At 59.4% G+C, this 26,986-nt stretch carries 33 protein-coding genes and 1 pseudogene; 24 read left to right on the plus strand and 10 right to left on the minus strand.

The genetic code is table 11. The features are described from left to right. On the plus strand, positions 1-184 hold a 184-nt coding region (locus H7847_RS04195), incomplete at its 5' end, for an integrase core domain-containing protein (protein WP_227268138.1). Positions 185-332: 148 nt separating this feature from the next. On the opposite strand, the gene H7847_RS04200 is transcribed toward H7847_RS04195, so the two are convergent. Further along, positions 333-938, minus strand: coding sequence for a TetR/AcrR family transcriptional regulator (locus H7847_RS04200; RefSeq protein WP_227268139.1), 606 nt, complete (start codon positions 936-938; stop codon positions 333-335). A gap of 130 nt (positions 939-1,068) precedes the next feature. Here H7847_RS04200 and H7847_RS04205 point away from each other — a divergent pair, with 130 nt between their 5' ends. The 8 genes from H7847_RS04205 (at position 1,069) to H7847_RS04235 (ending at position 6,940) form a co-directional block, all read left to right on the plus strand. Next, the gene (locus H7847_RS04205) at positions 1,069-1,842 is read left to right on the plus strand and encodes an ABC transporter ATP-binding protein (RefSeq protein WP_227268140.1); all 774 of its coding nucleotides are present in this window, start codon (positions 1,069-1,071) and stop codon (positions 1,840-1,842) included. 19 nt (positions 1,843-1,861) lie between these two features. After that, on the plus strand, positions 1,862-2,632 hold the full coding sequence (locus H7847_RS04210) for a transporter substrate-binding domain-containing protein (protein ID WP_227268141.1): 771 nt from the start codon (positions 1,862-1,864) through the stop codon (positions 2,630-2,632). A gap of 51 nt (positions 2,633-2,683) precedes the next feature. After that, entirely contained in the window at positions 2,684-3,397 is a 714-nt protein-coding gene (locus tag H7847_RS04215; protein WP_227268142.1) for an ABC transporter permease, read from the plus strand. Next, positions 3,397-4,089 carry an ABC transporter permease gene (locus tag H7847_RS04220; RefSeq protein ID WP_227268143.1) on the plus strand — a complete coding sequence of 231 codons (693 nt, stop codon included), beginning with the start codon at positions 3,397-3,399 and terminating at the stop codon, positions 4,087-4,089. Before H7847_RS04215 ends, H7847_RS04220 begins: the two co-directional genes overlap by 1 nt. 29 nt (positions 4,090-4,118) lie before the next feature. Continuing rightward, positions 4,119-4,910 carry a dimethylarginine dimethylaminohydrolase family protein gene (locus tag H7847_RS04225; RefSeq protein WP_227268144.1) on the plus strand — a complete coding sequence of 264 codons (792 nt, stop codon included), beginning with the start codon at positions 4,119-4,121 and terminating at the stop codon, positions 4,908-4,910. Beyond that, positions 4,907-5,575, plus strand: a complete 669-nt coding sequence (locus H7847_RS26955) for an amidohydrolase (RefSeq protein ID WP_319799747.1) — start codon at positions 4,907-4,909, stop codon at positions 5,573-5,575. Before H7847_RS04225 ends, H7847_RS26955 begins: the two co-directional genes overlap by 4 nt. Before the next feature lie 33 nt (positions 5,576-5,608). After that, on the plus strand, positions 5,609-6,064 hold the full coding sequence (locus H7847_RS26960; RefSeq protein WP_319799751.1) for a M20/M25/M40 family metallo-hydrolase: 456 nt from the start codon (positions 5,609-5,611) through the stop codon (positions 6,062-6,064). Positions 6,065-6,127: 63 nt separating this feature from the next. After that, positions 6,128-6,940, plus strand: coding sequence for a cyclase family protein (locus H7847_RS04235; RefSeq protein ID WP_227268145.1), 813 nt, complete (start codon positions 6,128-6,130; stop codon positions 6,938-6,940). Between the two features lie 260 nt (positions 6,941-7,200). Here H7847_RS04235 and H7847_RS04240 read toward each other — a convergent pair whose 3' ends face one another. The 7 genes from H7847_RS04240 to H7847_RS04270 are packed head-to-tail and all read right to left on the minus strand — an operon-like array spanning position 7,201 to position 13,371. Beyond that, positions 7,201-8,097 (minus strand): GntR family transcriptional regulator, encoded by an 897-nt coding sequence (locus H7847_RS04240; protein ID WP_227268146.1) that lies wholly within the window; start codon positions 8,095-8,097, stop codon positions 7,201-7,203. 15 nt (positions 8,098-8,112) lie between these two features. Next, positions 8,113-8,778 (minus strand): RraA family protein, encoded by a 666-nt coding sequence (locus tag H7847_RS04245; RefSeq protein ID WP_227268147.1) that lies wholly within the window; start codon positions 8,776-8,778, stop codon positions 8,113-8,115. Between the two features lie 12 nt (positions 8,779-8,790). After that, the gene (locus H7847_RS04250) at positions 8,791-9,546 is read right to left on the minus strand and encodes an SDR family NAD(P)-dependent oxidoreductase (protein ID WP_227268148.1); all 756 of its coding nucleotides are present in this window, start codon (positions 9,544-9,546) and stop codon (positions 8,791-8,793) included. Beyond that, complete coding sequence (locus tag H7847_RS04255) at positions 9,543-10,571, minus strand: zinc-binding alcohol dehydrogenase family protein (RefSeq protein ID WP_227268149.1); 1,029 nt, start codon at positions 10,569-10,571, stop codon at positions 9,543-9,545. Before H7847_RS04255 ends, H7847_RS04250 begins: the two co-directional genes overlap by 4 nt. 55 nt (positions 10,572-10,626) lie before the next feature. Then, complete coding sequence (locus H7847_RS04260; protein WP_227268150.1) at positions 10,627-11,538, minus strand: sugar ABC transporter substrate-binding protein; 912 nt, start codon at positions 11,536-11,538, stop codon at positions 10,627-10,629. A gap of 58 nt (positions 11,539-11,596) precedes the next feature. Further along, on the minus strand, positions 11,597-12,583 hold the full coding sequence (locus H7847_RS04265) for an ABC transporter permease (protein WP_227268151.1): 987 nt from the start codon (positions 12,581-12,583) through the stop codon (positions 11,597-11,599). Continuing rightward, positions 12,580-13,371 (minus strand): ATP-binding cassette domain-containing protein, encoded by a 792-nt coding sequence (locus tag H7847_RS04270; RefSeq protein WP_227268152.1) that lies wholly within the window; start codon positions 13,369-13,371, stop codon positions 12,580-12,582. Before H7847_RS04270 ends, H7847_RS04265 begins: the two co-directional genes overlap by 4 nt. A gap of 106 nt (positions 13,372-13,477) precedes the next feature. Here H7847_RS04270 and H7847_RS04275 point away from each other — a divergent pair, with 106 nt between their 5' ends. Genes H7847_RS04275 through H7847_RS04295 form a run of 5 tightly spaced genes read left to right on the plus strand, consistent with a single transcriptional unit; the run spans position 13,478 to position 17,120 of the window. Beyond that, positions 13,478-13,777, plus strand: a complete 300-nt coding sequence (locus tag H7847_RS04275; RefSeq protein ID WP_227268153.1) for a UxaA family hydrolase — start codon at positions 13,478-13,480, stop codon at positions 13,775-13,777. After that, positions 13,774-14,964 carry a UxaA family hydrolase gene (locus H7847_RS04280; RefSeq protein ID WP_227268154.1) on the plus strand — a complete coding sequence of 397 codons (1,191 nt, stop codon included), beginning with the start codon at positions 13,774-13,776 and terminating at the stop codon, positions 14,962-14,964. The genes H7847_RS04275 and H7847_RS04280 overlap by 4 nt, the downstream gene beginning before the upstream one ends. A 7-nt stretch (positions 14,965-14,971) precedes the next feature. Then, positions 14,972-15,931 (plus strand): aldo/keto reductase, encoded by a 960-nt coding sequence (locus H7847_RS04285; protein WP_227268155.1) that lies wholly within the window; start codon positions 14,972-14,974, stop codon positions 15,929-15,931. A gap of 7 nt (positions 15,932-15,938) precedes the next feature. Next, positions 15,939-16,769: an amidohydrolase family protein gene (locus H7847_RS04290; protein ID WP_227268156.1), complete on the plus strand. Its 831-nt coding sequence runs from the start codon at positions 15,939-15,941 to the stop codon at positions 16,767-16,769. 18 nt (positions 16,770-16,787) lie between these two features. Beyond that, the gene (locus tag H7847_RS04295; protein WP_227268157.1) at positions 16,788-17,120 is read left to right on the plus strand and encodes an L-rhamnose mutarotase; all 333 of its coding nucleotides are present in this window, start codon (positions 16,788-16,790) and stop codon (positions 17,118-17,120) included. A gap of 87 nt (positions 17,121-17,207) precedes the next feature. On the opposite strand, the pseudogene H7847_RS27350 reads toward H7847_RS04295, so the two are convergent. Both H7847_RS27350 and H7847_RS04305 read right to left on the minus strand, forming a co-directional pair. Then, positions 17,208-17,950, minus strand: a pseudogene (locus tag H7847_RS27350) (IS6 family transposase). A gap of 122 nt (positions 17,951-18,072) precedes the next feature. Continuing rightward, on the minus strand, positions 18,073-18,471 hold the full coding sequence (locus H7847_RS04305; protein WP_227268158.1) for an RrF2 family transcriptional regulator: 399 nt from the start codon (positions 18,469-18,471) through the stop codon (positions 18,073-18,075). A gap of 105 nt (positions 18,472-18,576) precedes the next feature. Here H7847_RS04305 and H7847_RS04310 point away from each other — a divergent pair, with 105 nt between their 5' ends. The 10 genes from H7847_RS04310 to H7847_RS04355 are packed head-to-tail and all read left to right on the plus strand — an operon-like array spanning position 18,577 to position 26,986. After that, a complete protein-coding gene (locus H7847_RS04310; protein WP_227268159.1) occupies positions 18,577-19,494 on the plus strand; it encodes an NAD(P)/FAD-dependent oxidoreductase in 918 nt (305 codons plus the stop codon). After that, on the plus strand, positions 19,491-20,702 hold the full coding sequence (locus tag H7847_RS04315) for a GTP-binding protein (RefSeq protein WP_227268160.1): 1,212 nt from the start codon (positions 19,491-19,493) through the stop codon (positions 20,700-20,702). The genes H7847_RS04310 and H7847_RS04315 overlap by 4 nt, the downstream gene beginning before the upstream one ends. After that, complete coding sequence (locus H7847_RS04320) at positions 20,699-21,172, plus strand: DUF1826 domain-containing protein (RefSeq protein WP_227268161.1); 474 nt, start codon at positions 20,699-20,701, stop codon at positions 21,170-21,172. Before H7847_RS04315 ends, H7847_RS04320 begins: the two co-directional genes overlap by 4 nt. After that, complete coding sequence (locus tag H7847_RS04325) at positions 21,169-21,441, plus strand: DUF6525 family protein (RefSeq protein WP_227268162.1); 273 nt, start codon at positions 21,169-21,171, stop codon at positions 21,439-21,441. Before H7847_RS04320 ends, H7847_RS04325 begins: the two co-directional genes overlap by 4 nt. Before the next feature lie 10 nt (positions 21,442-21,451). Then, on the plus strand, positions 21,452-22,975 hold the full coding sequence (locus H7847_RS04330) for an ABC transporter substrate-binding protein (protein WP_227268163.1): 1,524 nt from the start codon (positions 21,452-21,454) through the stop codon (positions 22,973-22,975). Continuing rightward, the gene (locus H7847_RS04335) at positions 22,972-23,655 is read left to right on the plus strand and encodes an ATP-binding cassette domain-containing protein (RefSeq protein WP_227268164.1); all 684 of its coding nucleotides are present in this window, start codon (positions 22,972-22,974) and stop codon (positions 23,653-23,655) included. Before H7847_RS04330 ends, H7847_RS04335 begins: the two co-directional genes overlap by 4 nt. Beyond that, positions 23,649-24,374 (plus strand): ABC transporter ATP-binding protein, encoded by a 726-nt coding sequence (locus H7847_RS04340; RefSeq protein WP_227268165.1) that lies wholly within the window; start codon positions 23,649-23,651, stop codon positions 24,372-24,374. Before H7847_RS04335 ends, H7847_RS04340 begins: the two co-directional genes overlap by 7 nt. After that, complete coding sequence (locus H7847_RS04345) at positions 24,374-25,309, plus strand: ABC transporter permease (protein WP_227268435.1); 936 nt, start codon at positions 24,374-24,376, stop codon at positions 25,307-25,309. The genes H7847_RS04340 and H7847_RS04345 overlap by 1 nt, the downstream gene beginning before the upstream one ends. Continuing rightward, positions 25,302-26,096, plus strand: coding sequence for an ABC transporter permease (locus H7847_RS04350; RefSeq protein WP_227268166.1), 795 nt, complete (start codon positions 25,302-25,304; stop codon positions 26,094-26,096). Before H7847_RS04345 ends, H7847_RS04350 begins: the two co-directional genes overlap by 8 nt. Beyond that, a complete protein-coding gene (locus H7847_RS04355; RefSeq protein ID WP_227268167.1) occupies positions 26,093-26,986 on the plus strand; it encodes a DMT family transporter in 894 nt (297 codons plus the stop codon). Before H7847_RS04350 ends, H7847_RS04355 begins: the two co-directional genes overlap by 4 nt.

Raw genomic sequence — 26,986 nt, forward strand, 5'->3', positions numbered from 1 at the left:
CGAACAGGCGATTGACGACTTCGTCGACCACTACAATCACCGCCGCTATCACGAAAGCCTCGGCAATCTGACACCCGCCGATGTCTACTTCGGTCGCAGCGAAGGCATTCTAAAGGAAAGGAGAAAAACCAAGGAAAGAACATTGAAACAGCGACGCTTGCTCAATCTCGGGCGCGCCGCATAAGATCACAATCGATGAGCCAGGCCGTCCTCAACGCAGTCAGCTCAATCGGACCACTTCATTTGATGACGGACACGTGTCGGTGGAAAGGGGGGGTGTTGGTCCCCGGAATAGAACCACAGTTCAATCCAAGTCTCTCTCTTCAAGCTCCTTAATTCTGACCCGGCTGGTTCAGCGCCAAGAGACAAAACTGATGCGCTCGCTTGATTGCGCCTTCTGGTGACATGCGGCTCGGGTTCATACAACACTCAAGCCACAGCCCGTCGATCACGGCCTGAACGGCATCTGCAAGAACCGGCAAATCTTTTCTGTCACCAAGATGAAACCGCATCATATCCGTCAGATGTCGGTGAAACCCCAGATTGGTTTCAGCCTGTACCTCTGCAAACTCCGCAGTCGTGAGAACAGCGCCCCAAAACGCGACAAGGACGCGCATCTGATGCACATCGCGCAAGTCCTCGGGAAAGAACGCCTTAAGCGTCCGCATCAGATCATCCGCGAGTGATCGGTTCTCCGACATCATGCTTTTTGACATGCGCGACAGGGCCAGAGTGTTCAGGCTGCGGTAGCACTCCGCCAGCAGCTTATTCTTGTTGCCGAAATGATGCCGGACCAGCCCGGGTGTCACTCCCGCATATTCTGCGATACGGCGCACCGATGAACCGGCAATGCCGTTTTCGGCAACGCAGTCGATAGCCCCCTGGACGAGCCGCGTCTTTCCGTCAGCATTGACGTCCATTTTCGATGAATCATTCATCGCTTTGATCTCCGGCTCCCGTGTTCGCCCACCAGGACGCTTGCAATCTCGCAGACTATACACTTGTATAGTAGCGAAACCCGCTGTTGTTGATAGCGCGCTCAAACCGCCTGACCGGTTCCGAAATGACATGACGACATCATCCTATGCAATTGAATTGCGGCAACTTCGAAAGTCGTTCGGGTCTGTTGAAGTGCTGAAAGATGTTTCGCTCGCGGCGCGAAAGGGAGAGGTTATTTCGCTGATCGGATCAAGTGGATCAGGCAAAAGCACGCTGTTGCGCTGTATTAACCTACTTGAGAATCCGACCGCAGGCGAAATCCTTTTGAACGGTGAGACGTTGCTGCTGCGCAAAGGAAAGAGCGGCCTCGAAGCAGCGAACAGACGGCAGGCAGAGCGTTTTCGCAGTAAGCTGGGCATGGTGTTTCAATCGTTCAATCTGTGGCAGCACATGACCGTCCTGCAAAATGTCATGGAGGGGCCGGTGCGTGTCCTGAAGCGGACCAAAGCGGACGTACACAAGGAGGCTGTCGCACTTCTGGAACGTGTCGGGCTGGGCGAGAAACTTTATGCCTATCCGTCGCAAATGTCGGGCGGGCAACAGCAGCGTGCCGCGATTGCGCGGGCTCTCGCAATGCAACCGGATGTCATGCTGTTTGACGAACCGACATCAGCGCTTGACCCCGAACTTGTCGGCGAGGTTCTGCAGGTCATCCGCGCCCTTGCCGATGAGGGCCGCACCATGTTGTTGGTCACGCACGAGATGCGTTTCGCGCGCGAGGTATCTGACCGCGTGATTTACCTGCACAATGGTCAGATCGAAGAAGAAGGCACACCAGACCAGCTTTTCGGGAACCCCAAAAGTGACCGATGTAGGACGTTTGTCAGCTCAATTCATTCATAAAACCAACCGGGAGAGACCTATGAAAAACTTGATCAAAACGACGATTGCGACAGCCGCAATCGTACTAACCACAACGGTGGCGAATGCCGACGTCAAGATCGGCATCGCAGCGGAGCCATATCCCCCGTTCTCTGAAAAGGGCGCAGACGGGACATGGCAGGGCTGGGAGATTGAAATCATCGGCGCTGTCTGTGCCGCGATGGAAGAAGAGTGCGAGATCGTTCCCGTGGCGTGGGACGGTATCATTCCCGCGCTGCTGGCCGAGAAGTTCGATGTGATCATGGCCTCGATGTCGATCACTGAAGAGCGGATGAAAACCATCGACTTTTCAGATCGCTACTACAACACCCCTGCGGTCATCATCGGGCCGGAGGGGTCTGACATCTCGGGTGATCCAGCGAGCCTTGACGGCAAGATCGTTGGCGTTCAGGTGGCCACGACCCACGCCAATTATGTTGATGCCTATTTCGCCGAAACCGCAGAGGTGAAGACTTATTCGACTTTTGATGAACATAACCAAGACCTGTTTGCAGGCCGCGTGGATGCGGTTGTCGCCGACAGCCTTGCGATGCAGGCTTTCTTGTCCAGCGATCAAGGCGACGGCTTTGAGATCAAAGGGGAACTGAACGATGCGGCCATCTTTGGCCCCGGTGTCGGCGGCGGCATGCGTAAGGGCGAGACAGAACTTGCTGAAAAACTGAACGCCGCAATCGCGCAAATCCGTGCGGATGGGACCTATGATGAAATCTCATCCAGGTACTTTGACTTCGACATCTATGGCGGCGAATAAGATATCCTGATTGGTGCCGGGCCATTCCGGCACCACTTGCATGCCGCATCCATGGAAAACGCACTTGACCTGCTTGCTTTGCAGCCGCCCGGATGGGGCGGTAACCTGTTGCGCGGGCTTCTTTCGACGATTCAGATAGCACTTGGAGCCTATGCCCTTGGGCTTTGCATTGGGTTTTGCGGCGCACTTGGCAAGCTTTATGGCGGGCCAGTGCTGCGCTGGTCCTTGGAGTTCTACACAACGCTGATCCGTGCCGTTCCGGAACTGATCCTGATTTTGCTGTTGTATTACGCGGGCACGGATCTTTTGAACACAGTCCGCGGCAGCATGGGATGGGACCGTGTGGACATTGATGGCCTCTGGGCCGGTATCTACGTCATCGGTTTTGTCCAGGGAGCCTATTCCACCGAAGTATTTCGCGGCGCAATGCGGGCCGTGTCAAATGACCAGGTCGAAGCGGCCAAATCAGTGGGGATGTCACCGGTCATGATGCACCGCCGGATCATCATTCCGCTGATGTTGCCCTTCGCTTTGCCCGGGCTTGCGAACCTTTGGCTGATCACCACAAAAGACACCGCCCTCCTGGCGGTTGTCGGCTTTAGCGAACTGGCGCTGGAAACGCGGCAGGCCGCCGGGGCCACAAAGGAATATCTGTTGTTCTTCCTTGCAGCCGGCACCCTTTATCTGCTGCTAACACTGGTATCAAACCTGTTGTTCGGCTTGCTTGAAAAACGCCTGCGCCGGGGCGAGGCACGGGTGACCTGATGGTTTGGGACTGGTTACCCGAATATGCGCCACGGTTTGTCGAAGGCATTTCGATCACCCTGCAATTGTTGGGGCTATCAATCTTTTTCGGCATGATGCTCGCGATTCCGATTGGTCTGGTGCAAGTGACGGGTCCCTGGCCGTTGGCATGGCTGGCCCGCGCTTTTTGCACGGTTATTCGGGGCACACCGCTGCTAATCCAGCTTTGGCTCATTTATTACGGTCTGGGGTCACTGTTCCCCTTTATCCCCGGCATCCGGGAAAGCATGTTCTGGCCCATCCTGCGCGATGCCTTCCCCTATGCGGTCTTTGCCTTCACGCTCAGCGTTGCGGGCTATGAGGGCGAGATCATGCGCGGTGCGTTCAAAGGCGTCCCCAAAGGCGAGCTTGAGGCGGCCCGCGCGATTGGCATGACGCCCTTTCAGGTGCTGCGCCGGGTCTGGTTGCCCCGCGCCCTGCAGAACGTATTTCCGACCTTGGCAGGCGAGTTCATCCTGACGCTAAAGGCCACGCCGCTGGCTGCCACCATTACCGTGTTCGAAGTTTACGGGATCGGCACAATCGTCCGGCAGGAAACCTACCGCATTTACGAGCCGCTCTTGTTCGTCGCGGCGATCTACGTGTTCCTGACGATCTGCCTTGTCGTTTTTTTCCGCTTTCTCGAAAACCGGCGCGCGCTTCCGCGCATCTGATCCTCATCCTAAATACACAGGCCACCGACATGACTGCAAAAAGCTACACTTTCTCACATGCGATCTGCCGTGCACCCTCCCGCAGCAGTTCTGATGGATTGCGCGCTGTTGATACCGGGGCGCCTGATCTGGCGGTGTTTGAACAGCAGCACGCCGATTATGTGGCAGCCTTGCGCACGACCGGGGCCACCGTCACCGTGCTTGACGCGATGGAGGCATATCCGGATTCCGTTTTTGTAGAGGATGCCGCATTGTGCCTGCGCGAAGGCGCGGTGATCATGCGGCCCGGCGCGCCCACCCGTTTGGGCGAAGCGGCAGAAATGATCCCGCATCTTACCGCGCTCTATCAAGAGGTGCTGCAGGTCGAAGGGCCCGGGTTTGTCGAGGGCGGTGACATCCTGACGACAGAGCGTGAGATCCTTGTGGGATTGTCGGCGCGCACCGACCACGCGGGAGTGGAAGAACTCCGCCAACTGGTTGACCGCTGGGGCTACACCGTGCGAATCGTGGAAACACCACCAAACGTGCTGCATTTCAAGACCGATTGCTCCTTGCTGGATGAAGACACGGTTTTGGCCACAAAACGACTGGACGCATCGGGCTGTTTTGAAGGGTACAAAGTGATCCACACTGCAGAGGGGGAAGAGGCCTGCGCAAACGCCATCCGGTTCAACGAACTTGTCGTAATGCCCGCAGGCTTTCCCAAGACACGAGATGTTTTGGCCACAGCAGGCTACACCATCCGCGAGGTCGGCAATACCGAAGCGGCCAAACTTGACGGGGGGATGTCCTGCCTGTCGCTGCGCTTCACCCCCAGATGAAAAGCGTTCTGCCGGATATCGCAGCTTTTGCAGATGAGATGACCGCGTGGCGCAGGCATCTGCACCAACATCCGGAACTGGACCTTGCCTGTCACGCGACCGCGGCCTTCGTGGCCGAACGCATGACCGAATTTGGCGTTGATCACATCCATACAGGCTTTGCGCAAACCGGGATCGTCGCGATCATCGAGGGCCGCGGTGCCGGCCTCACAATCGGCCTGCGCGCCGATATGGACGCGCTTCCGATTATTGAGGCGACAGGGGCACAATGGCAGTCAAAGACCACCGGCATCATGCCTGCCTGCGGTCACGACGATCACACCACTATGTTGCTTGGAGCAGCACGATATCTGTGCCAGACAAGGAATTTCTCAGGTCGCGTTGTGTTGATTTTTCAACCCGGAGAAGAGCTGAGTGGCGGCGGCCAGATCATGGTCGCACATGGCATCTTTGACCGGTTCGATATTGCCGAGATCTATGCCCTGCACACCCTGCCCGGAGAGACGGCGGGCACCTTTCACACACGCCCCGGTCCGTTTTTGGCATCAGTCGATGATTTTTCCTTTACGATCACAGGCCGCAGCGGTCACGTCGCCTACCCAGCGCTGTGTCGCAACCCGATCAACCACTTTGGTGCTGTGATCGCTGGCGTCGCCAGTATTTAACACCTGCTCAACGCACAGCAGCGCTTGGGCGTGATGGCGGTGACAGTGGCACAGGCGGGCAATGCAACCAATGTGGTGCCGGATCAGGCGGTTTTGAGCGGGTCCGTCAGAACCTTATCGGCTGCGTTTCGTCATCAGGCCGAAGAGCGCCTGATGACATTGGCTGCCGAGGCGCCAGAGGGGCTGAGCGTCGCGATGCAGTATACGCGCTACTATCCGCCCCTCGTCAATGATGATGCCGCCACCGCATTTGCCTGCAAAACAGCAGCCGGGCTCACCGGGGACACACGGGTCGATGGACAGTCCGCACCCCATTTTGTCGCAGAGGATTTTTCCTATATGCTGCGAGCATGCAAGGGCTGTTTCCTGTTTTTGGGCCAAGGCGATGGCCCCGCGCTACATAACGACAGGTTCGATTTAAACGATGCTATTGCGCCAGCCGGAGCATCGTTTTTTGCAAAACTGGTTGAGGACCGTCTCAACCGTTGATGAAAAATAACGACATTCTACGCCGCCCAAAAACTGCGTGGCACATAACAAGGAGGAAACCAGATGTGTGATGTTTGTGTGATGAACGCCGTGAAGGACAAAATGCTCTCACGACGCAGCTTTTTCAAAGGCACGGCAGCGGCGGGTGCGGCGGCTGTGACCGGATCGGCACTGGCAACACCGGCCATGGCCGCAGGCCACGGCGCGGTCGAGGACATGACCCATACGCTGCATGAAGACTTCCCAACCTACTTTGGCGAAAGTCAGTTTTCGCGCGAGCAGATCTACACCTATGCCGAGCACGCGTTCAATCTGTTTCAATACACCGTTAACGAACATACCGGTACGCATATCGACGCGCCGCTTCACTTTTCCGAAGATGGCACCTCGGTCGACGAAATCCCGCTTTCGTCGCTGATTGCGCCGCTATGTGTTGTCGATATTGCCGCCCGCGCGGCGGAAGACGCGGACACCCAGGTGACACCCGATGATCTCAAGACATGGATCGCGGCAAACGGTGATATTCCAGATGGGGCCTGCGTGGCGATGCATTCCGGCTGGGCACCCAAGGTGGACACCGACGGGTTCCGCAACTTTGACGGGCAGGCACAGCATTATCCCGGCTTCCATATCGAAGCGGCGCAGATGCTCCTGGAAACCGGCGCGCAGTCCATTGCGGTGGATACGCTTTCGCTTGACCACGGGATGTCAGCGGATTTCGCCACTCATTATGCCTGGTTGCCGACAGGGCGCTTTGGTATCGAAAACATCGCGAACCTCGACAAGGTTCCTGCGGCGGGTGCAACACTTGTCATCGGCGCGCCAAAATATCGGGGCGGCACTGGCGGCCCTGCACGCATTTTTGCGATGGTCTGAATAGAAACGGAGGCTCCTCATTGCCACGGAGCCTCCTACCTCGATGCTGGCCCGGTGCGACGGGGTTGCATCTGCAAGCAAAACAGCACCTTACCTTGCCGGCTTTCGGAGACGTGGAATTTCGGGCTGCATCTCGTCCAGCGCGGTGACGGTTTCAGTTGTCAGCGGGCCATTCCAAGGTGCGCCATCATTTTCGATGTGAATCGCTGTGAGACCGGTGGGATCGATATTTGTGTTCAACCCAATACGTATCACCTGTTTCACAAGTTCCCGTCCCACATGGCAGAGGCAAGAAGCGTTTCCTTTGCATGGCGCAGGTGGACGTTCATCGCGGCTTGGGCGGCCATGGGATCTTGTGCTTCCAGAGCGGAAATAATATCGAGATGTTGGATCACCGCGTGATGATTGCGCTCCAGCTCGTCCTGTTTTCGCCATCTGTAGTGGTAATGGAAAACCAGCGAGATCAGTTCGAAGAAATCCCGTACAAAGCGGTTCCCGAAGGCATCAATCCAAACCCTGTGGAACTTTTCATCAAGCCGGGGAAACAAGACATAGTCGGATGCGATGTTATCGAGGATAGCCTCGTGTTCCGCCCTCTGCTGGATCGCAAGCTGGTGCGCCTTGGGGCCGGATCTGAGGAACGCATCGAATGCAGCGCGTTCAAACATTTCGCGCACCGTGAACAGTTCTTCGGCAAAATCACGGGTAAAGCCGTGCAGGACCCAATGGCGGTTTGTCTTCTTTTCGATCAAACCAAAGCGGGAGAACCGGATCAAAAACTCACGCACAGCGGTTGAGCTGACGCTGAATGTCTTGGCCAACTCGGTCTCGCGCAAGGTGGTGCCGGGGTTCAATTCCCCTGCAAAGACATGTTCCATGAACATCGACGGTATCTTTTCGGCGACGGATTCGGTTTCGTCAGCCGGGAAGTATTCAGCCTTTCGGGGCTTGCGCAACACGGTTTTCGACCGCCCTGACCATGCGATGATGCCCGCGTCCTGCAACCCATTCAAAATGCTGCGTACGGTTGTGCGGCTGACAGCCCACTGCTTTGCCAAGGCAACTTCGGTTGGCAGTTCGCGCCGGATCTCGCCCGACACGATCATATCGAGCGCGCGGTTATAGCTTTCCTTATAGGTGCTGCTATGGCGCGACATCGTTCAAACCATCCCCTACATCACGCCAAACTTTTCAAACGCCTCCTGCGTGCTCATACCGGCCCTGATGGCCGTGGCAACAGCGTTTTCGGTGGCGACCTTTTCGTGAGCTGCGGCAATCACCTCGCCCTCGACAGCCTGCGGGACAATCAAGACGCCCTCCTCATCGGCCACGATCAGGTCGCCGTTGTGGATCAGTACCTGACCGATCTGGAGCGGCATCCGGTAGTCGATCACCTTGCCGCGCACCCCCTGATCCTGTGCATAAGCGCCGCGCGAAAAGACAGGAAAGCCAAGCTGCCGGATCTCGGGCGTGTCGCGGACATACCCATCAAGGATCGCGCCTGCGGCCTTCAGATACATGGCGCGCGTGGACATTAATCCCCCCCACAAGGCGCAGTTCAGTGCAGTGCCGGTGGTGATGTAGATCTCATCGGCTTTCAGATCGTCGAGCGCTTCGAACATCATACCGAAGGGTTTGTGGGATAAAGGGCCACGTCCTGTTCCCTCGGGATAGGGCGTTTCCAATACCGGCATCGCGCGCCCCACGATGCGGGTGCCTGCGACAAGTGGTGCGATACCGGGGGGCAGAAACTGATGCCGGTGACCCATCCGGTCAAGGATGTCGCCAATGACGGCTGTAAACAGCGTCTCGCGGATGTGTTCGAAATCAAGTGCCATGCGGCGTCCTCCCTAAAAGCCGGTCGCGCCACCACCGTCGACCAGTACGACCTGTCCGGTGATGTATTTCGCGGCGGGTGACGCCAGAAACGCGCAGCACCATCCGATATCATCCGTCTCACCCAGATAGCCCATTGGTATCCGGCTCATGATCTTGTCCTTACGGGCCGGATCACCCTTGGTGGCATTGCGGAAAATGTCGGTGTCGATCCAACCGGGTGCGACGCCATTCACGCGAATGCCACGCGCGGCGAATTCGGCTGACAGGCCACGCACCACGCCGTTGATCGCGGTTTTTGAAATTGTGTAGCCAGCAACCATCGGCTGACCGATATAGGCCGTCATTGAAGACAAAAACTGGATGTTCCCGTCGCGCCCGTCCGTCAGCATGCGGCGGATCACACAGCGACTCAGCTCAAGCGCGCCGCGTACATGCACGTCAAAGACCTGATCGAATTCGTCGAGGGTTTGGTCCTCAAACGGTTTTTTCAGCGTATTGCCCGCGTTGTTGACCAGAATATCAACAGGGCCAAGGGCGTTTTCAAAAGCAGTGATCTCACCGGTCTTGGTGATGTCGAGCGCTGCTGTCCGGCATCCGTGGCCGATCTCTGTCGCGGCCGCTTCCAGCACATCCAGCCTGCGCCCGGCAATCACGACTTCCGCCCCACTATGCGCAAGACACATGGCAACAGCCTTCCCGATCCCGGTGCCGCCCCCGGTGACGAGCGCCCGTTTGCCGTGCAGGCCATAAACATCTTGCAAACTCATGTGGCCCCTTCCATGTCGATCATGATTTTGAACACCGCGTCCCGGTGATCGCGCCAATAGTCAAAGGCCTGGTCCGCATCCGCCCAGGGCATCACGCGCGTGATCAATTGGTCAGAAATAGCCGGGGTCGCTTCCAGATAGGCGATCACCGCCTCGAAATCGCTGCGAACAGCGTTACGCGACCCGAAGATATCCAGCTCCTTTAGATTGAAAAGCTTGGTGTCATAGCTGACCTCGGACTTTGCGTAGCCCACGTACACGATTCGGCCTGCAAACGGGGCAAGATCTACCGCCGCGCGAAAGGTCTCGGGGGCGCCGACCGCTTCGACAATCACATCCGGTCCGGTGTTGTCTGTCAGTGCCGCGATATCTGCGGCCAGATCACCGGCGTCCGGCGACAGCACGGCCTCGACACCGAGCGCCTGCAGGGTCTTTGTTTTCCGGGCGGACACTTCGCTGACGATCACCCGTGCGCCGCGCGCTTTTGCGCCCAGAATGGCCCCGACACCGATCATGCCCCCGCCCAACACCAGCACGGTGTCATAAGCGGTGACATGTCCTCGCGCAACGGCGTGAAAGCCGACGGACAGCGGCTCTACCAGCGCCATCTGGCGCGGCGTGAGCGTATCGTTCAGGATCAGGCGATCCGTTTTCAGAACGATCTGCTTGCGCAAGCCACCGTCCTGCTGCACGCCCAGCGTCTTGTTTTGCTGGCAGGCATTCACCCGTCCCTTGCGGCAGGCGGTGCAGGACCCACAGGTGGTATAGGGGATCACGATCGCGCGTTGACCAATGGCAAATTCCGGGGCCACGTCCGTGCCGCAAGCGGCGATGGTCCCGCCAATTTCGTGGCCCGGAATGCGTGGCAAAGCCACAAGCGGGTTCAAACCCTCAAAGGTATTCAGATCACTTCCGCACAGGCCGACGAAAGCCACATCGAACAGCACTTCGCCTGATCCGGGGACCAGATCCTCGGTGTCCTGAAAGGCCGTGTGGCCAACTTTATCGATAACGAGGGCGCGCATAAATTTTCCCGGCAGCGGTGCGGCAGGCGGAACGATCCCGCCTGCCAGGTCTGGCTTACTTGTACTCAGCCACGTTGGCATCGGTGATCAGAATGCCATCAATCGGGACCACCGCGGGGGCCTCTTCCCCTTTGATGATGTTGAGAAGGTTCTGCACGGATTCCACGCCCATGCGGGTGTTGTCCTGCTTGATGGTCGCGGCCTGCTCGCCCTCTTCGATGGCAACGAGGTTGGCGGGGTTGCCGTCAAAGCCCACGATGACCAGATCGTCCAACTTGCCCAGTGCCTTGGAGGCGGACACCGCCGCAAGCGCGCCCGGGTCCCAGGCCGAGAAGATCGCCTTGATGTCGGGGTTTGACTGCAGGAAGTTCGTCGTTGTTTCAAACGCACAGGCATCCTGCCAATCGCAGATCTGGAAGATGACTTCATGGCCAGCCGCCTCTGCTGCTGTCAGCACACCGTCGCGCCGGGCATTGCCCGTCTGGTGACCGGCAGAGCCGCCCAGGATCAGCACAGTGCCCTCACCTTGCAACTGCTCAACAATATACTCGCCCGCGACACCCGCCGCAGCAAGGTTATCCGTCTGGACAAGGCTGGAGATATGCGAATGGTCGATGCCTGTATCCACGGCAACAACCGGAATGCCCTTTGCGGCAGCGTTATCGAGTGACGCGTCAAACGCGCGGTTATCGACCGACCCGATGATGATCCCGTCCACGCCCATATCAATCGCGCGATCCACGGCGTCCTTTTGCGCGGCAGAGTCAGGCGATGACGCCGTCATGTCGATAAATGCGACCCCTTGCGCCTCGGCCTCGGCGGCGGCGGCAGTCGCGACACCGATCCAGAATGTGTTGTCCGTGGAATAGCCGGTGTAGGCGATCCGCATGTCTTCGGCGTAGGCCGCGCTGGCAAGGCAGATGGCGGTGGCGGTCGCAAGGACGGCGGTTTTCAGTTTCAATGTCATATTTCCCTCCCTTGGGGTCTTAGGTGGCCCTTTGGGGCCATTGGTTGCGCGGCACAAGTCACCGCGTCGAACGTCGCCAGACATCCCAATAGACGGCGACAATGATGATCGCCCCGATTGCAATGCGCTGGTATGAGGTGCCGACGCCCATATAGGACAGACCGACAATGATGGTTTGCATGATGAACATGCCCAAAAGCGTCTTGCCGACGCCGCCGCGTCCGCCAAACAGGCTGGTGCCGCCGATCACAACTGCGGCGATGGCGTAAAGCTCGTAGCTCTGGCCGCGCGCTGGCATTGCAAAGTTCAGCTTTGCAACCTCCACGATTGCCGCCAACCCGGCCAGCAGACCGCCCAGCATGTAATAATAGATGCGGCTCTTGGCGACTGGCACACCGGAGAGGCGCGCGACCTCTTCGTTGCCGCCGATCGCAAAGGCACGGCTGCCAAGGCGTGTCTTGGTCAGGAACAGCCCTGTCAGGAGTGCGACGGCAAACATAATCAGCATCGGGACAGTGTTCCCTGTCCCCAGAAATTTGAAACTTTCGGGAAACCGCGACAGGTCGCGCCCACTTGCTAGGATTTCCGCCAACCCCTTGTAAGCCGTCAGCCCGCCCAGTGTGACGATAAACGCAGGCACTTTGGTCAGGACCTGTATGGTGCCATTCAACGCGCCAAGAGCGGCCCCCATACCCAATCCCAGCCCGACCGCCAGGACAGGCGGCAAACCCCATTCAGCCATGAAAATCCCAACCGTCACACCGACAACCGCAAAGATTGAGCCGACAGACAGGTCCAACCCGCCAGAGATCAGGACGATAGTTGTTCCGCAGGCCAGAATCGCGAGGATTGAGGCCTGACCAAAGATCGACAGTAGCGTGTCAAAGCTGCGAAAGGGTTCTGACATCAGAAAAAAGAACCCGTAGATCAGCGCCAATGCGGCCAGCACCTGCCAGATTTGCATGAAGTTGTGTTTTAGCACGTCCAGCGCACCGGCAGAGCTGCCCGGACTGGATACGGCGGTTTGGCTATCGGCTTGGCTCATGCGGTGGCCCCCGCATCGGTGGCCCCGGTGATCAGACCCACAAGCGCGTCGCCGTCCACGTCTTTCACGTCACACACAGCGACCAATTTGCCCAGCCGCAAAACCATCACCCGGTCGCAATAGTTCAGCACATGCTGCATGTTGTGGGTGATCATGATCACCGACAGACCGTGATCCTTCAGCGACCGCACCAAATCCATCGCCATCTTGCTTTCGCGCACACCCAGGGCCGCTGTCGGCTCATCCAGAATGGCAACGCGCTTGCCGAACATCACGGTCTTGGACAGGGCGACAGCCTGGCGCTGCCCGCCCGAAAACGCTTGTGCCTCACGGTAAATGTCGGCAATCCTGACATCAAGCTTGCTGAACAAGTCGCGGATCTCGCCATCCATCTTCTTGAAGTCCAGCACACCAAACCAGCGGCCCAACCAATCGTCGCGCAGGATTTCGCGGCCCAAGAATACGTTCTTCGTGATCGAGATTTCGTTCACCAGCGCAAGGTCCTGATACACCGTTTCGATCCCGGCGGCCTTGGCGTCGGTCGGCGTGTCGATCTGGGTCTCGACCCCGTCGAATTTCACCACGCCGGCGGTCTTGGGGATGGCCCCTGTCAGCGCTTTGATCAGGGTGGATTTGCCCGCACCATTGTCACCCACAACGGCCAGTACCTCGCCCTCATGCAATGTCAGGTCGACATCATCAAGCGCGACAATACCGCCATAATGCTTTGAAATTCCTTGTGCTTCCAGCACTAGCGGGCGCTGTACACTGTCCCCTTGAGGTGTCATTGGCTGCCAGTCCTCCCCGACTTCTGCTTAATATGCGTAAAAAACATTTCCTGTTGCCGTCAATTGTTTTTTTTGCAAGATGTACATTTAAAGGGAGGATGAAGTGATGGCAGAAACTGCGAAACTGCTGCATTTACACGCCAGAGACAACATCGCGGTGCTGGCGCAGGACACTGCTGCAGGGGCAGTTGCAGCGCTTGGCACGGCGCAATTTCGCATCGTGGCAGACCTTTCCATGGGCCACAAAATCGCGATCCACCCGATCCCCGCGGGGGCAGACATCCTCAAATACGGCTGCCCGATCGGCTTTGCCGCGCAAGACATCGCGGCGGGCGAGCACGTGCATCTGCATAATCTGACGAGCCGCTACACTGTCATCGAAGATATGGAAGCGGCGGGAACATGAAGGGGTGGCAACGCAGCGACGGCCGCAAGGGTATCCGCAATACAATCCTCGTCGCCTATACCGTCGAATGTGCGCACCACGTCTGCACAAAGATCGTACAGGATTGCGCGGATCAGGACGCACAGGTCATTGGTTTTTCTGGCTGCTTTCCCAGCCCCTACGGTCAGGATATGATGGCGGCCCTGTGCACCCATCCCAACGTGGGTGCCGTGCAGCTTGTTTCGCTTGGCTGCGAGAACTTCCGCAAAACGGACCTGGTGCGCGCAATCGAAGCCACCGGTCGCCCCGTCAATCTGATCACGATTCAGGATGCAGGCGGCACCCGCGCTGCCATCGCCGCGGGCAACGCATGGGTCCGCGCACAACGCAAAGTGTTGGATGCACTGCCGACGGTCCCGATGTCCCCTTCCGAGCTGGTGATCGGTACCATTTGCGGCGGTTCCGACGCGACATCGGGCCTGACCGGCAATCCGGCAGCGGGTCGCGCCTTTGACCGTTTCGTGGCCGAAGGGGCAACTTGCATTTTTGAAGAAACCGGTGAACTAATCGGCTGCGAAAGCGTCATGGCCACCCGCGCCGCGACGCCTGCACTCAAAGAAGAATTGGTCTCTACCGTTGAGAAAGCGGCACGCTACTACGCCGCGATGGGCTATGGCTCCTTCTCGCAAGGCAACGCCACGGGCGGGTTATCTACCATCGAGGAAAAGTCACTCGGCGCCTATGCCAAATCCGGGGACAGCAAGATCAACGGTATCGTCAGGCCCGCCGAAAAGCCTGCTGCTGGTGGCCTCTACCTGCTCGACGTGGTGCCGGAGGGGCCTCCCAAGTTCGGCTTTCCCAACATCAACGACACTGCAGAGATTATCGAGCTTATCTCCTGCGGCGCACATGCGGTTATCTTCGTCACCGGGCGCGGATCTGTGGTGGGTTCGGCCATTTCGCCGGTGCTGAAGGTCTGCGCCAACCCGCAGACCTATGCGTGCATGGCCGACGACATGGACGTGAACGCGGGCCGTATCCTGGACGGGGCCGCAACGCTTGATGAGGTCGGCGATGAGATCTACCAAAAACTGATCGCCCTCGGCGCGGGCGGCACCACCGCCTCCGAAGACCTCGGGCATCAGGAATTTGTGCTGACATATAAAAACACCACGCGGCCCGAACCCGGCTGCCATACCGCAGCCTGAGGTCCCGATGATCCTGACACCAGACCACACACTCTCCTTTGGCACCGCCAGCATCGGCGGTCTTTACAAACCAGTCTCATCCGATGAGGCCCACGCAGTGCTACAAAGCGCATGGGACGCGGGCATCCGCTATTTTGATACGGCCCCCCACTACGGCAACGGATCATCCGAACACAGGGTGGGGGATTTTCTGCGCGACAAATCCGGCTGGGTGCTGTCAACCAAGGTGGGCCGTGTCCTGACGCCGGACGCCAACCCACCGGACGCAATCAACGGTTTTTACAGCGCCCTGCCCTTCAAACAGCACTTCGATTTCACTTACGACGCGATCATGCGATCGGTCGAGGACAGCTTTCAGCGGCTGGGCCTCAACCGGATCGACATTCTTTACGTGCACGACATCGGCGATTCCGGCGCGGGGACAGATACCATCGAACACCGCGCTCAATTGCGCGACAGCGGCGAGCGGGCGCTGCGCGACCTCAAGCAACAGGGTGTCATCTCGGCCGTGGGCCTTGGCGTGAATACTGTTGAGATCTGCGAAGAATTGCTGGGCGAGATCGAGATTGACCTGATCCTGCTTGCGGGGCGTTACACACTTCTCGAACAGACCGCGCGCGACTGGCTGTTCCCGCTGCTTGACCAACAAGGGGCGAAACTGGTGATCGGCGGCGTCTTTAATTCCGGCATCCTGGCAACAGGCCCTGTCGAAGGGGCGCGATATAACTACGCTCCGGCGCCGAAAGCCATCATGGAGCGCACCGCCAAGATAGCCACGATCTGTGCCCGCCACGATGTGCCCATGGCCGCCGCCGCGATCCAATACCCGGCGCAAAGTGATCATGTCGTCTCTACCCTGATTGGCACATCGAAGCCCAGCTCGCTCTTGCGCAATGTCGCGCAGTTCCGGGCGGACCTTCCTGCCGCCATCTGGGATGACCTGCGCAACGCGGGCATCATCGCATGAGCCGGGCATGATCATCGACGCGCATCAGCATTTTTGGACCCTCGCGCGCGGTGATTACGCGTGGCCAAATGAGACGGTCGCACCGATCTTTCGTGACTTTACGCCAGACGACCTGTACCCGCTCCTCAAACAGGCAGGTGTGGAAAAGACAATCCTGGTACAGGCGACCGACACAGTCGCCGAAACCGAATTCCTGCTCACCATCGCGGCCCAAACCGACTTTGTCGCAGGCGTCGTCGGCTGGGTTGATCTGACCGCGCCAGATGCCATTGCAACCATCGACCGCCTGCGCCGCAATCCGATGCTAAAGGGCCTCCGGCCGATGTTGCAAAGCATCCCGGACACCGACTGGATCCTGCAGGACGCGGCCCAGCCCGCGCTCGCCCATATGGCAGCGGTCGATCTGTCATTTGACGCGCTGATCCAGCCACGCCACCTGTCCGTGATTGCAAAACTGGCGCAGCGCTATCCCAGTCTGGGTATCGTGGTTGACCATATCGCAAAACCGCAAATTGGGGCTGGGCAGGGATCGGACCAGACCTTTCAAGACGGGATCAGGCAGGTTGCATCCTGTGAAAACGTCCTGTGCAAGCTTTCGGGGATGGTGACAGAGGCCGGGCCGGATTGGACGCCCACAGACCTGACCCCCTATGCGCAAACTATCATTGATCGCTTTGGAGCCGAACGTGTGATGTTCGGCAGCGATTGGCCGGTGGTCAATTTGGCCGGCGACTATGGGAAATGGATCAGCTACGTGCAGGCTTTACTCGCGCCCCTCCGGGCCAGCGCAAGGCACAATATCCTCGCGGGAACCGCCCAACGGTTCTACCGCGTCTAAACACCAACGGAGGCACATATGGCAGAACGCATGGGCATGGTCATCGGGCTGAAACCGGAAACTATTTTAGAATACAAGGCGCTGCATGCTGACGTCTGGCCTGCCGTCCTTGACCGGCTGCGCAAATCCAACATCACGAATTACTCGATCTATCTGCGCGAGCCTGAGAATATCATGTTCAGCTATTGGGAATACACAGGCACCGATTTTCAGGCCGACATGGACGCCATTGCCGCTGACGACACGACCAAGGAATGGTGGAAAGTCTGCGGACCTATGCAAGAACCCTTACCCACACGCGCTGACGGGGAATGGTGGGCCAGCATGGAGGAAGTGTTCCACCTCGATTAAGGCACGTTACACTCGTTGGCCAAATGCTAGACGGGACTGTTGCATTAACAGCGCGTAGTTGAACATCTCCGGGTTTTGCCCATGCGGTCACGCGGCGGCGTTGAACAGCCGAAGGAGGAATTCGATCTCGCCTCGGACCCCTGGTTGCTTGTGATGAATATGGCCGCGTTTGATGGTTCGGATGGTTTCTATCCCTGCGAGGGTCGCTTTGGCTGGTCGCAGAGATCTCAAGCTCTGGCGGTATCCGAGCAGCCGTTTCATCGCGGCATGGTCGCTTTCGATAAGGTTGTTGCGCCACTTTCGGTCGATATGCCGGATGCTTTCGACATGCGGGTCATACCGATGATTGATGTCCCGGATGACGCATCGATAGGCATGGGCTTTAGCCGTGCAAATCGTGACCGGGCGGTGCAGCCGCACACGCTCAATCGCCTTGTTTAGAAACGCCTTAGCGGCCTTGGCATCTCGCCGAGCTGTGAGCCGGGAAGCGACCATTTGCCCATTTGCGTCGATGGCTCGCCATAGGGAGCGCTATTTTCCGCCCACGCGGATGTAAGTCTCGCCCCTCGCCCGGCAGGACATTGCTCACAATGCCCAAGAGGGGGCATGCCAATTGATACTGGCACGCCGCAGGTGTTTCTCGGTCCGCCTGGCCAGCTGTGGCGCGCACTTCTGGACCCAGCGGAAGACTGTCGATCGGTCAACCGTGATACCGCGCTCTTCCAGCAAATCAGCGACATCCTGGTAGGACAAGGGATAGCGCAGGGACCAGAGCAGAGGATGATCTCACGCGGGAAACGAGGAGGCTTGAACGGCGACTTATGCGGCACAAGCAACCCCAAAGGTGGCCAAATGGCCCGGTCAATGCAACAGTCCATTCGGGCCTGAGACAGCGGCAATCGCGGAGTAACTGACAAGACCGCCCGCCAGGGTCAATACCTTCGGGAAATGCCTACTTCACCTCGGCGATCGTCGTTGCTGCCAGCCTCTCGATCAGGCTCCGCTCAATGTCTTCCATGACCGAAGACACCTTACGATGCAGCGCATGCTCTACTGAGCAGTTTGGCGCATCTTCCTCCGCCATCGTTGCGATCAAGCTTTCATCTAGCGCAAGGTAGACATCGGCCAGTGTGATGTCCTGCGGCGGTCGCGCCAGCCGCCAGCCGCCGGAATGGCCCTTTTCCGCATCCAGCAGTCCGGCCTTTCGCAACCGACCGAGGACACGTCGCACGACAACCGGATTGGTTCCTGCATGCTCGGCAATATCGGCAGACGTGCGCATGCGATCAGGGTCCCCTGCCATATGGCCAAGCGTATGGAGCGCCAGGGACAGTCGGCTGTTGCGTTTCATAGGCGAGACTCCTCCATCCTGGCGTCAAGTAACAATTCCGGTTGCGAATATCTAGTAACTTCATTAGTTACTTGTTTTGAGCAGAATCGAACTCGGGGCCTTTCTATGCAGGATGTCACAGTCATTGGGGGTAGTTTCGCCGGTTTGACGGCTGCTTTGCAACTGGGTCGCGCCAGCCGGACCGTTAGCGTGATCGATGCCGGTGCTCCGCGCAACCGGACATCGCCAGCAGCACATGGTGTGCCGGGCTGGGACGGGACAGCGCCAGCCGATATCCTTGATGGGTTTGGGAAAGACGCAAGCGCCTACTCCACGGTTGAATTCCTGTCGGACACGGTGGTCGGTGTTTCGGTAGAACAAGACGGCTTTGTCGTGTCTCTTGCCACGCACGCACCGCTCAAGACCCGCCGCGTTCTTCTGGCTCATGGTGTTGTCGATACGCTTCCCGACCTTCCAGGCATCGCCGAGGTCTGGGGAAAGACCCTTCTGCATTGCCCCTATTGCCACGGGTTCGAAGTTCGGAACCGTCCGTTGGCTGTCCTGGCCAATCACGCGATGTCAGGTCATCAAGCCCAGCTTCTGCACGCTGATTGGAGCAGCGATGTCACGGTTCTGACCGGCACCCAAAGCAGCTTCGATCCGTCAGATTTCGCACGCGACGGCTTCAAGATGGAAACGCGACCTGTCATCGGTCTGTCGCAGGCGGGTGACGGGATTTCGGTCAGCTTCGAAGGTGGCTCTTCCACCGAATTCGCAGCAGTCTTTACGGCGCCCCTGGTAAGTCTGTCCGGCACGCCCGCGGAGATGCTGCGTTGCGCCACGACAGAGGGTCCGCTCGGCCCCTTTTTGCAGGTCGGCCCGATGGGCCAGACCTCCGTGCCGGGCGTCTTTGCGGCAGGTGACTGCGCAAGACCCGCACATAACGTGACTTCCGCGATCGGCGACGGGGCAATGGCTGGAATCGGCTGCCACCAATCGCTGGTCTTTCCCGGCATGATCCAACCAATTGAGGCAGCCGCATGACCGATACCCGCCTTCCCGTCACTGTGCTGTCCGGTTTTCTCGGGGCTGGAAAAACCACGCTTCTCAACCGGGTCCTGAACAATCGCGATGGCCGTCGTGTCGCCGTCATCGTGAATGACATGTCCGAGGTGAACATCGACGCCGATCTGGTGCGGGCCGATACCGAGCTCAGCCGAACCGACGAGACGCTTGTCGAGATGTCGAACGGCTGCATCTGCTGCACGCTGCGCGATGACCTTCTGGATGAGGTCCGACGCTTGGCAACCGAAGGCCGCTTCGACTATTTGCTGATTGAGTCCACCGGGATTTCAGAACCGCTGCCCGTGGCGGCAACCTTTGATTTTCGTGACGCGTTTGGGGATGGCCTGTCGGATGTCTCTCGCCTCGATACGATGGTGACGGTCGTCGATGCCGCGAACCTGCTCAATGACTATGCCAGCCATGATTTCCTGCGCGACCGCGGTGAAACCATGGGCGAGGAGGACGACCGCACGCTGGTGCATCTACTGACCGACCAGATCGAGTTCGCCGATGTCGTGGTCCTGAATAAGGTGACCGATGCCGGACCCGAGAAGGTCGCCGCCGCACGCAAAATCATCCGCAGCCTGAATGCCGATGCGCAGATCATCGAAACCGATCACTCTGAGGTCGACGCCGCCAAAGTCCTCGACACCGGGTTGTTCGACTTTGAAAAAGCGCATGAGCACCCGATGTGGGCCAAGGAGCTGTATGGCTTTGCAGATCATACGCCCGAAACCGAAGAATACGGCGTGGCGTCATATGTCTACCGGGCGCGCCTTCCCTTTATTCCTGAGAAAATCCTCGACGTCCTGAATGGCGATCTGCCCGGCGTGATCCGGGCCAAGGGGCATTTTTGGATCGCCACCCGCCCCGGTTGGGTCGCCGAGTTTTCGCTGGCCGGTGCACTCTCCAGCGTGAAACCGCTTGGCACCTGGTGGGCCTCGGTCCCAAAGGATCGCTGGCCCGAGCATGAAAGTGCAAAAGCCTACATGCAGGCCCACTGGCAAGAACCCTGGGGTGATCGTCGGCAGGAGCTGGTCTTTATCGGTGCCGGTATTGACTGGCCTGCGCTAGAGGCGCGGCTGGATGCCTGTCTGATCCCCGCCTTGGCCGCAACGGGACCGGAAGATCTGCCGAACTATCCTGACCCTTTCCCGGTCTGGCGGCGCGCGGAAGAAGCCGCATGACGCTGGGGCGCGATATGCTCCGGGACGCTGCGATTGGTGTGGCCGTCGCCGACAGGCCTGAAAACCTGACAGCCTTTCGCAGGCCGGGCTGCGTTGCTGCCATTTGGCGGCAACGTCCTGAATCCGGCTTTCAGTCCTGGGTCGATGCGCTTGCCCCTGCAAATCTTCCGAAAGGACGGTTTGTCTTGCGGCCTGACGCCATCCGACATGCGCTGATCCAGCTCTGCGAGATTGCAGACACGCCGAAAGAATCCAAACGTGAACGGCTGATTGATAATGCAACGACCCTGGCTCATGTTTTTGTGAGGCTGATGAACGCGCAGTATCTCCTCCTGCGGCTGCAAGCGATCACGACCAATGCCTGCCGCAAGCTCCACATCGACGAGATAACAGTGCGGCTGGTCTGTACCTATCGCGGGCAAGGCACGCAATACGGCATCTCGACCGATGCCCCGGAAGGCGAGCTGTGAGCCGCAATCTCGGAACAACGTCTTTGCGCCGCAAGCGCCGGTCCGCTGATCCCATGCGCAGTTTTGACGCCTTGCCCGCCCCCTTGCGCCAGTGGCTGGCGCAAGCAACGCTGCCCTGGTCACCCGCCTCGGTGCGTCGGGTCTGGAACCGCGCCCGGGAAAACGGCCTCAATGCCGAGGACGCGCTTTCGCTTTTGTCACGGGCCGAAGCACGCTCGCTCGCGCGAGACTGCTTTGCGACACCCAATCAGCTATCAACGAACAACTAAAGGAACACGTATGTCTCTGTTCACCCGAATTGCTGCCGCCGCGCTGATTGCGCTTGGCACAACGCTACCCGCCGCTGCGCAAGAAGAGACGCTGACCATCTCCGTCACCTTCGGGCCAACCGCCGAGGTCCCTGATCCGCGCGCGGGTTATAACGGTTGGATGTCGAACCAGACCGGCGTGACCGAAACGCTGATGGGCATCGACTATGATCTCAACCTCTATCCCCGATTGGCTGAAGGCATCGAGCAAGTCGGTCCAACGACATGGCGTTTGACGCTGCGCGACGGTCTAACGTTCCACGACGGCACTCCCGTGACAGCGCAAGCCGTCATTGACGCAATTTCACCGATCTCGGACGAGAGCCACCCGGCCCATAACGCCCGCATCGCCAATGTACTCGACCTGGCGGGCATGTCCACCGACGGCAACCAGGTTGTGGTGTTCGAGACGAACAGCCCGAACGCTGCTTTCCAATGGAGCCTCTCTGATCCGGGCGTTGCCATTCTGGGTGCGTCGTCAGACGCCTTCCCGATCAATGCGACCGGCCCCTACATCTTCCGCGAGGCCGTGCCGGAGCAACTTTACCGCGTCGAGGCAAACCCGAACTATCGTCTTGGCACACCCGGCTTTGACGAAATCCGGGTCGTTGCCGCGCCAGACCCCGCCACGGCCGCACTGGCCTTTGAAGCAGGTGATGTCGACATGGTCATCAACTACCCGGAAAGCGACTTCGAACGCATTCAGGATACCGGCGCACTCGGGTTCAGTGCCCCCACGGCCCGGCTTTATTTCTATTCCATGAACACGGCCTCGGGTCCGCTTGCCAATCCGTTGATCCGGCAGGCGGTTTCGATGGCCATCGACCGCGAAGGCATCGTTGATGCCGTTCTGTCCGGTGTGGGCGGTGTCCCTGCCGGCACCATCTATCCTGCGGGCAAAAGCTGGGCGGCTGACATTGCGCCTGTTTATGATCCCGCCCGCGCAGAGGAACTGCTGGCAGAGGCCGGCGCAGTCAAGGAAGGCGGCAGGTGGACGCTTGACGGCGCGCCGCTTGAGATCGAGATCCTGACCTATTCCTCGCGCGCCGCACTGCCGCTGACCGCTGAGATCACCCAAGCCTTTTTGCAGCAGATCGGCATCACGGCGACCGTCCGCGTTGGCGAGTACGCCGCCAGCAACGACGCTTTGATGGCAGGCGATGGGGACATGTTCCTGCAAGCCTGGGTGATGCTGCCACAAGGCGATCCTGCCTCGATACTCGGGTTCCTGCTCGCCAGCGATGGCGGATCGAACGCTAGCCGCTACGCGAACCCTGCGATGGATCAACTGCTTGTCCAGGGTCAGACGACCTTTGATCAGGCAGAGCGCGAGGCGATCTATGACGAGGTCCAGCAGATCATCGCCACGGATGTGCCGCTCATCCCTGTGTTCCATGTCAGTCAGGCCAATGTGGCGCGGGCGGGCCTGACCGGGTACGCAGTACATCCGACAGAAACCTACTGGATCACACACGAGACAGCCTTCAGCGAATGACGATTATCGCCACCGGCCTGAGTGCTGCGCGCTCGGGCCGCATCATCCTTCATACCACGGACGTGGAGATCAGGCGCGGCGAGCGCATCGGGCTTGTCGGCGCTTCCGGCTCCGGTAAATCGACCCTGGGTCATGCGCTGATCGACAGCTTGCGTGCCCAAGGTGCAAGCGTTGCCCATGTGCCGCAAAGTCCCGATGAAGCGCTGGACCCGCTGCGCTCCATGGCGTTCCACTGGCGTGAGGCGGAACAGGCCTTGGGTCTGGCGTTAGACCCCTCACGAAAGCAGAAACTATTCGCAGCCCTGCGGATCGAAGACGGTGATTTGCGCAAGCGGCCCTGGGGCTGGAGTCGGGGCATGCAGCAACGCTTTGTTATTGCCATGGCCCTGATCGGAACGCCCGATTTGCTGGTGATGGACGAGCCGACGTCGGCGCTGGATCCGGTTGTGGCAGCAGGCATGATGGATCTTCTCGACCGCTATCTGTCCGATCGACGGACGGCTTTGTTGCTGATAACCCACGACCTTGGCCTTGCCGCCGCCCGCGTCTTGCGTCTGATGGTGATGGCGGAGGGTCGCATCGTGGAGGACGCGCCGACGCCGGACCTTCTGAGGGTGCCAAGAACCGAAGCAGCTCGCTCCCTTTGCGCCCACCGGAATTGGCTTGCGCTGCCATGCTGACCGTTGACGGCATTTCGGTCGCGCGCGGTCGGACCGACGTGCTGAGGGACATTTCGTTCACCCTGGCACCCGGCCGCACGCTCGCTGTCGTCGGCGAAAGCGGGGCGGGCAAGTCGACACTCATTGCGGCAGTCCTTGGGCTCGTGGCACTTTCTAAAGGCGACATCACCTGGATGAACCGCCCGGTCCGTCATTGTCGCCCAGCACTGGTCATGCAGGAGCCGCGAAGCGCCTTCAATCCCGCACTCACCCTGCACCGCTCGGTCATGGAACCCTTGCGGGCAGGCCGGTTACCCGGTGATCCCGTGCGCTTGACACGTCTCTGCGACGGGCTGGAACTCTTGCCCGATCTTCTGGAGCGCCGACCCTCCGAAGTTTCCATAGGTCAGGCACAACGCATAGGCATCCTGCGCGCTCTGATCGCCACCCCCCCACTGGTTCTGTTCGACGAGCCATTGTCTGCGCTGGATGCCGTGACGCAGAAACACACCGCGCGTCTGATCGCGGATCTGCAACGCGAAGAAGGCTTTGCCGCACTGATCGTAACGCATGATCTGGGTTACGCAGCGGCCTATGCCGATGAGATTGCCGTGCTGCAAGCCGGGCAAATCGCGGAAATGGGACCTGCGCAGGACTTCGTGACCTCACCCAAAACCGCCTACGGCTTGACCCTGCGCGAGGCGGCCTTTGCCCTTGGGGCATTGGAACATGTCGCGTGATGCGGGTCATCCTGAGCCTCTTGCTTCGTGCAGCTGTCGTCCTCGCGGGCACCGCGCTTGCAACCTTCACGCTTCTTTGGCATGCGCCCGGCGATCCCGCCTTGGCCATTGCACTGGCGCGCTTTCGATCGGTTGTCCCTGACGCCGTGATCGAACAGGTCAGGGTCGAGGCCGGGTTCGATGCGGGCTTCTGGCCCGCTTTCCTGTCCTGGCTCGGCCCGATCCTGTTGGGTGATTTCGGGCAGTCCTCTGTCACGGGGCGCGATGTCTGGCCAGAATTGGTAACGGCGATGTCATACACGTTCCCGCTGGCGCTGAGCGGTCTGGCCATCGGCGTGGCCTTGTCGATCCCCCTGGCGCTGCTCGCCACCCGGCACCCTGGCGGATGGCTCGACCGTTTCGCTGTGGCGCTGGCCTCCATCGGCGTGGCCATTCCGCAATTCTGGTTGGGGCTGCTGCTGATCCTGCTCTTTGCGGTTCAGCTGGGCTGGCTGCCAGCCATGGGGGCACGCACCCCGACACATCTGATCCTTCCCGCGCTCACACTTGGTCTTACTGTTTCCGCGTCCCTCACCCGTATCCTGCGCTCAGGTATCCTGGAGGCGCGCGGGCGCCCCTTTCTGCCTGCTTTCAGGCGGCGTGGGGTGTCTGAGGCACATCTTACCCGTAACCACATCGCACCCCATGCGGCCATTCCCGTGGTGACTGTCTTTGGTCTGGAATTGGCGTTCCTGCTCGAAGGCGTGGTGATGGTCGAGGTCATCTTCGCCCGTCCGGGTCTCGGCATCTTCCTTGTGGGCGCAATCGAAGCGCGCGATTTCCCGAAGGTACAGGCTGTGGTGATCCTCGCTGCGCTGCTCTTCGTCACTGTCAACCTGCTGATCGACCTGCTCTATCAGGTCATCGATCCGCGGATCGGAGACCGGGATGCGTAGTGTGATTGTCCTGGCGGGGGTTTTCGTCGCTCTGGCGGTATGCGGACCACTTGTGGCGCCGCATGACCCGACAGCGATCAACATTGCCCAGAGACTGAGCCCACCGGGCCCGGATTGGATCTTGGGCACAGATGCTCTCGGACGGGACATTCTTTCGCGCCTTCTGCACGGCGCGCGCTGGTCGCTTGGTCTTGCGTTTCTGATCTCGGTCATCGGGCTGTGCATGGGCACGCTGATGGGTCTCCTCGCAGCCCAAGGTGGCAAGCTGGCAGACTGGATCGTGATGCGCACGACAGACACGTTCCTCGCCTTTCCCGATCTTGTTGCAGCCGTCGTGATCGCTGGCGTCCTCGGCGCAGGCACCGGCAGCTTGATCTTTGCGCTGACCGTGACAGGCTGGATGCGCTATGCGCGGGTGGTCCGTGGTATCGGGCTGTCCCTGCAAACCCGAGGCTATGTCGTGCAGGCAAAGCTGGCCGGGCTTTCGCCCCTGGCCATCGCAAGGTGGCACTATCTGCCCGCGCTCATGCCGTCCCTCACCGTCGTCTGGACCGGCATGTTTGCCCGTGCGATCCTTGGCATCTCCGCGCTTGGCTTCCTTGGGTTTGGCGTACAGCCTCCGATGCCGGAATGGGGCACGATGCTGCTGGATGCGCGCATCCACATGCGCTCCACGCCCTTACAGATGATCTGGCCCGGACTGGCGGTTGTGATCTGCGTGTTGGCGATCAACCTGGCCGGAGACGCCTTGCGCGACAGGCTGGCGGGTCAGGAAGAACAGGCATGACGGCGGACCGCCCAACACTGGCGATCACTTTGCGCGTTCTGTCAGGCATGCTCTTCACGGGTATGGTGATCTGTGTCAAAGCGGTCAGCGAAACGGTGCCTCTGGGCCAGACGGTGTTTTACCGATCCTTCTTTGCGCTCATCCCCTTGGTAATCTTTCTGGCACTCCGCCGCGAATTCCCCGGTGGTCTGCGCACCGGACGACCGGTGGGCCATCTCGTCAGGTCCACCTTCGGTGCGCTGGCCATGTTCACATCCTTTGCTTCGGTGGCGCTGCTGCCCTTGGCGGAAGCGGTTCTGCTTGCCCAACTGGCTCCCGTTCTGACAGCCCTCGCCGCCGTTGTGTTCCTGTCCGAGCGCCTGACCCGGTGGCGCGTCGCTGCGCTGGCGTTCGGCTTTTGCGGCGTGATGGTGTTGGTCTGGCCCGACCTCGGTGGCGGAGCATTTGACGCCGGACGCCTCATTGGGATCGGTCTGGGGCTTCTCACGGCAGTGTTGACCGCCTTTGCCCTCATCATGGTGCGCAGCCTGAGCCACACCGAAAGCCCCGGGGCCATTGCTTTCTATTTCGTCGTAGCATCCATGATTGGAGGCCTGCTGACCTTGCCCTGGGGCTGGCCGGTGCTCAATGCACCTACCTTGTCGCTATTGGTGCTAGCCGGGTTGTTCGGCGGTTTTGCACACATCGCAATGACCCTGTCGTTCCGATACGCCGAAGCCTCCTATCTGGCCCCCTTCGAATACATCACTCTTGCTTGGCCAATCCTCGCAGATCTGTTGATCTTCGACCTGCCCTTGTCGACCAGCTTCCTTCTGGCCCTACCCCTCGTGCTGGGCGGTGCTGTTCTGGCGGCAGCCGAGCGCAGGAATCCGGTCAGAGCACAGCGGTGA

This window comes from Roseobacter weihaiensis (genome assembly GCF_020622345.1).
Lineage (GTDB): Bacteria > Pseudomonadota > Alphaproteobacteria > Rhodobacterales > Rhodobacteraceae > Roseobacter > Roseobacter weihaiensis.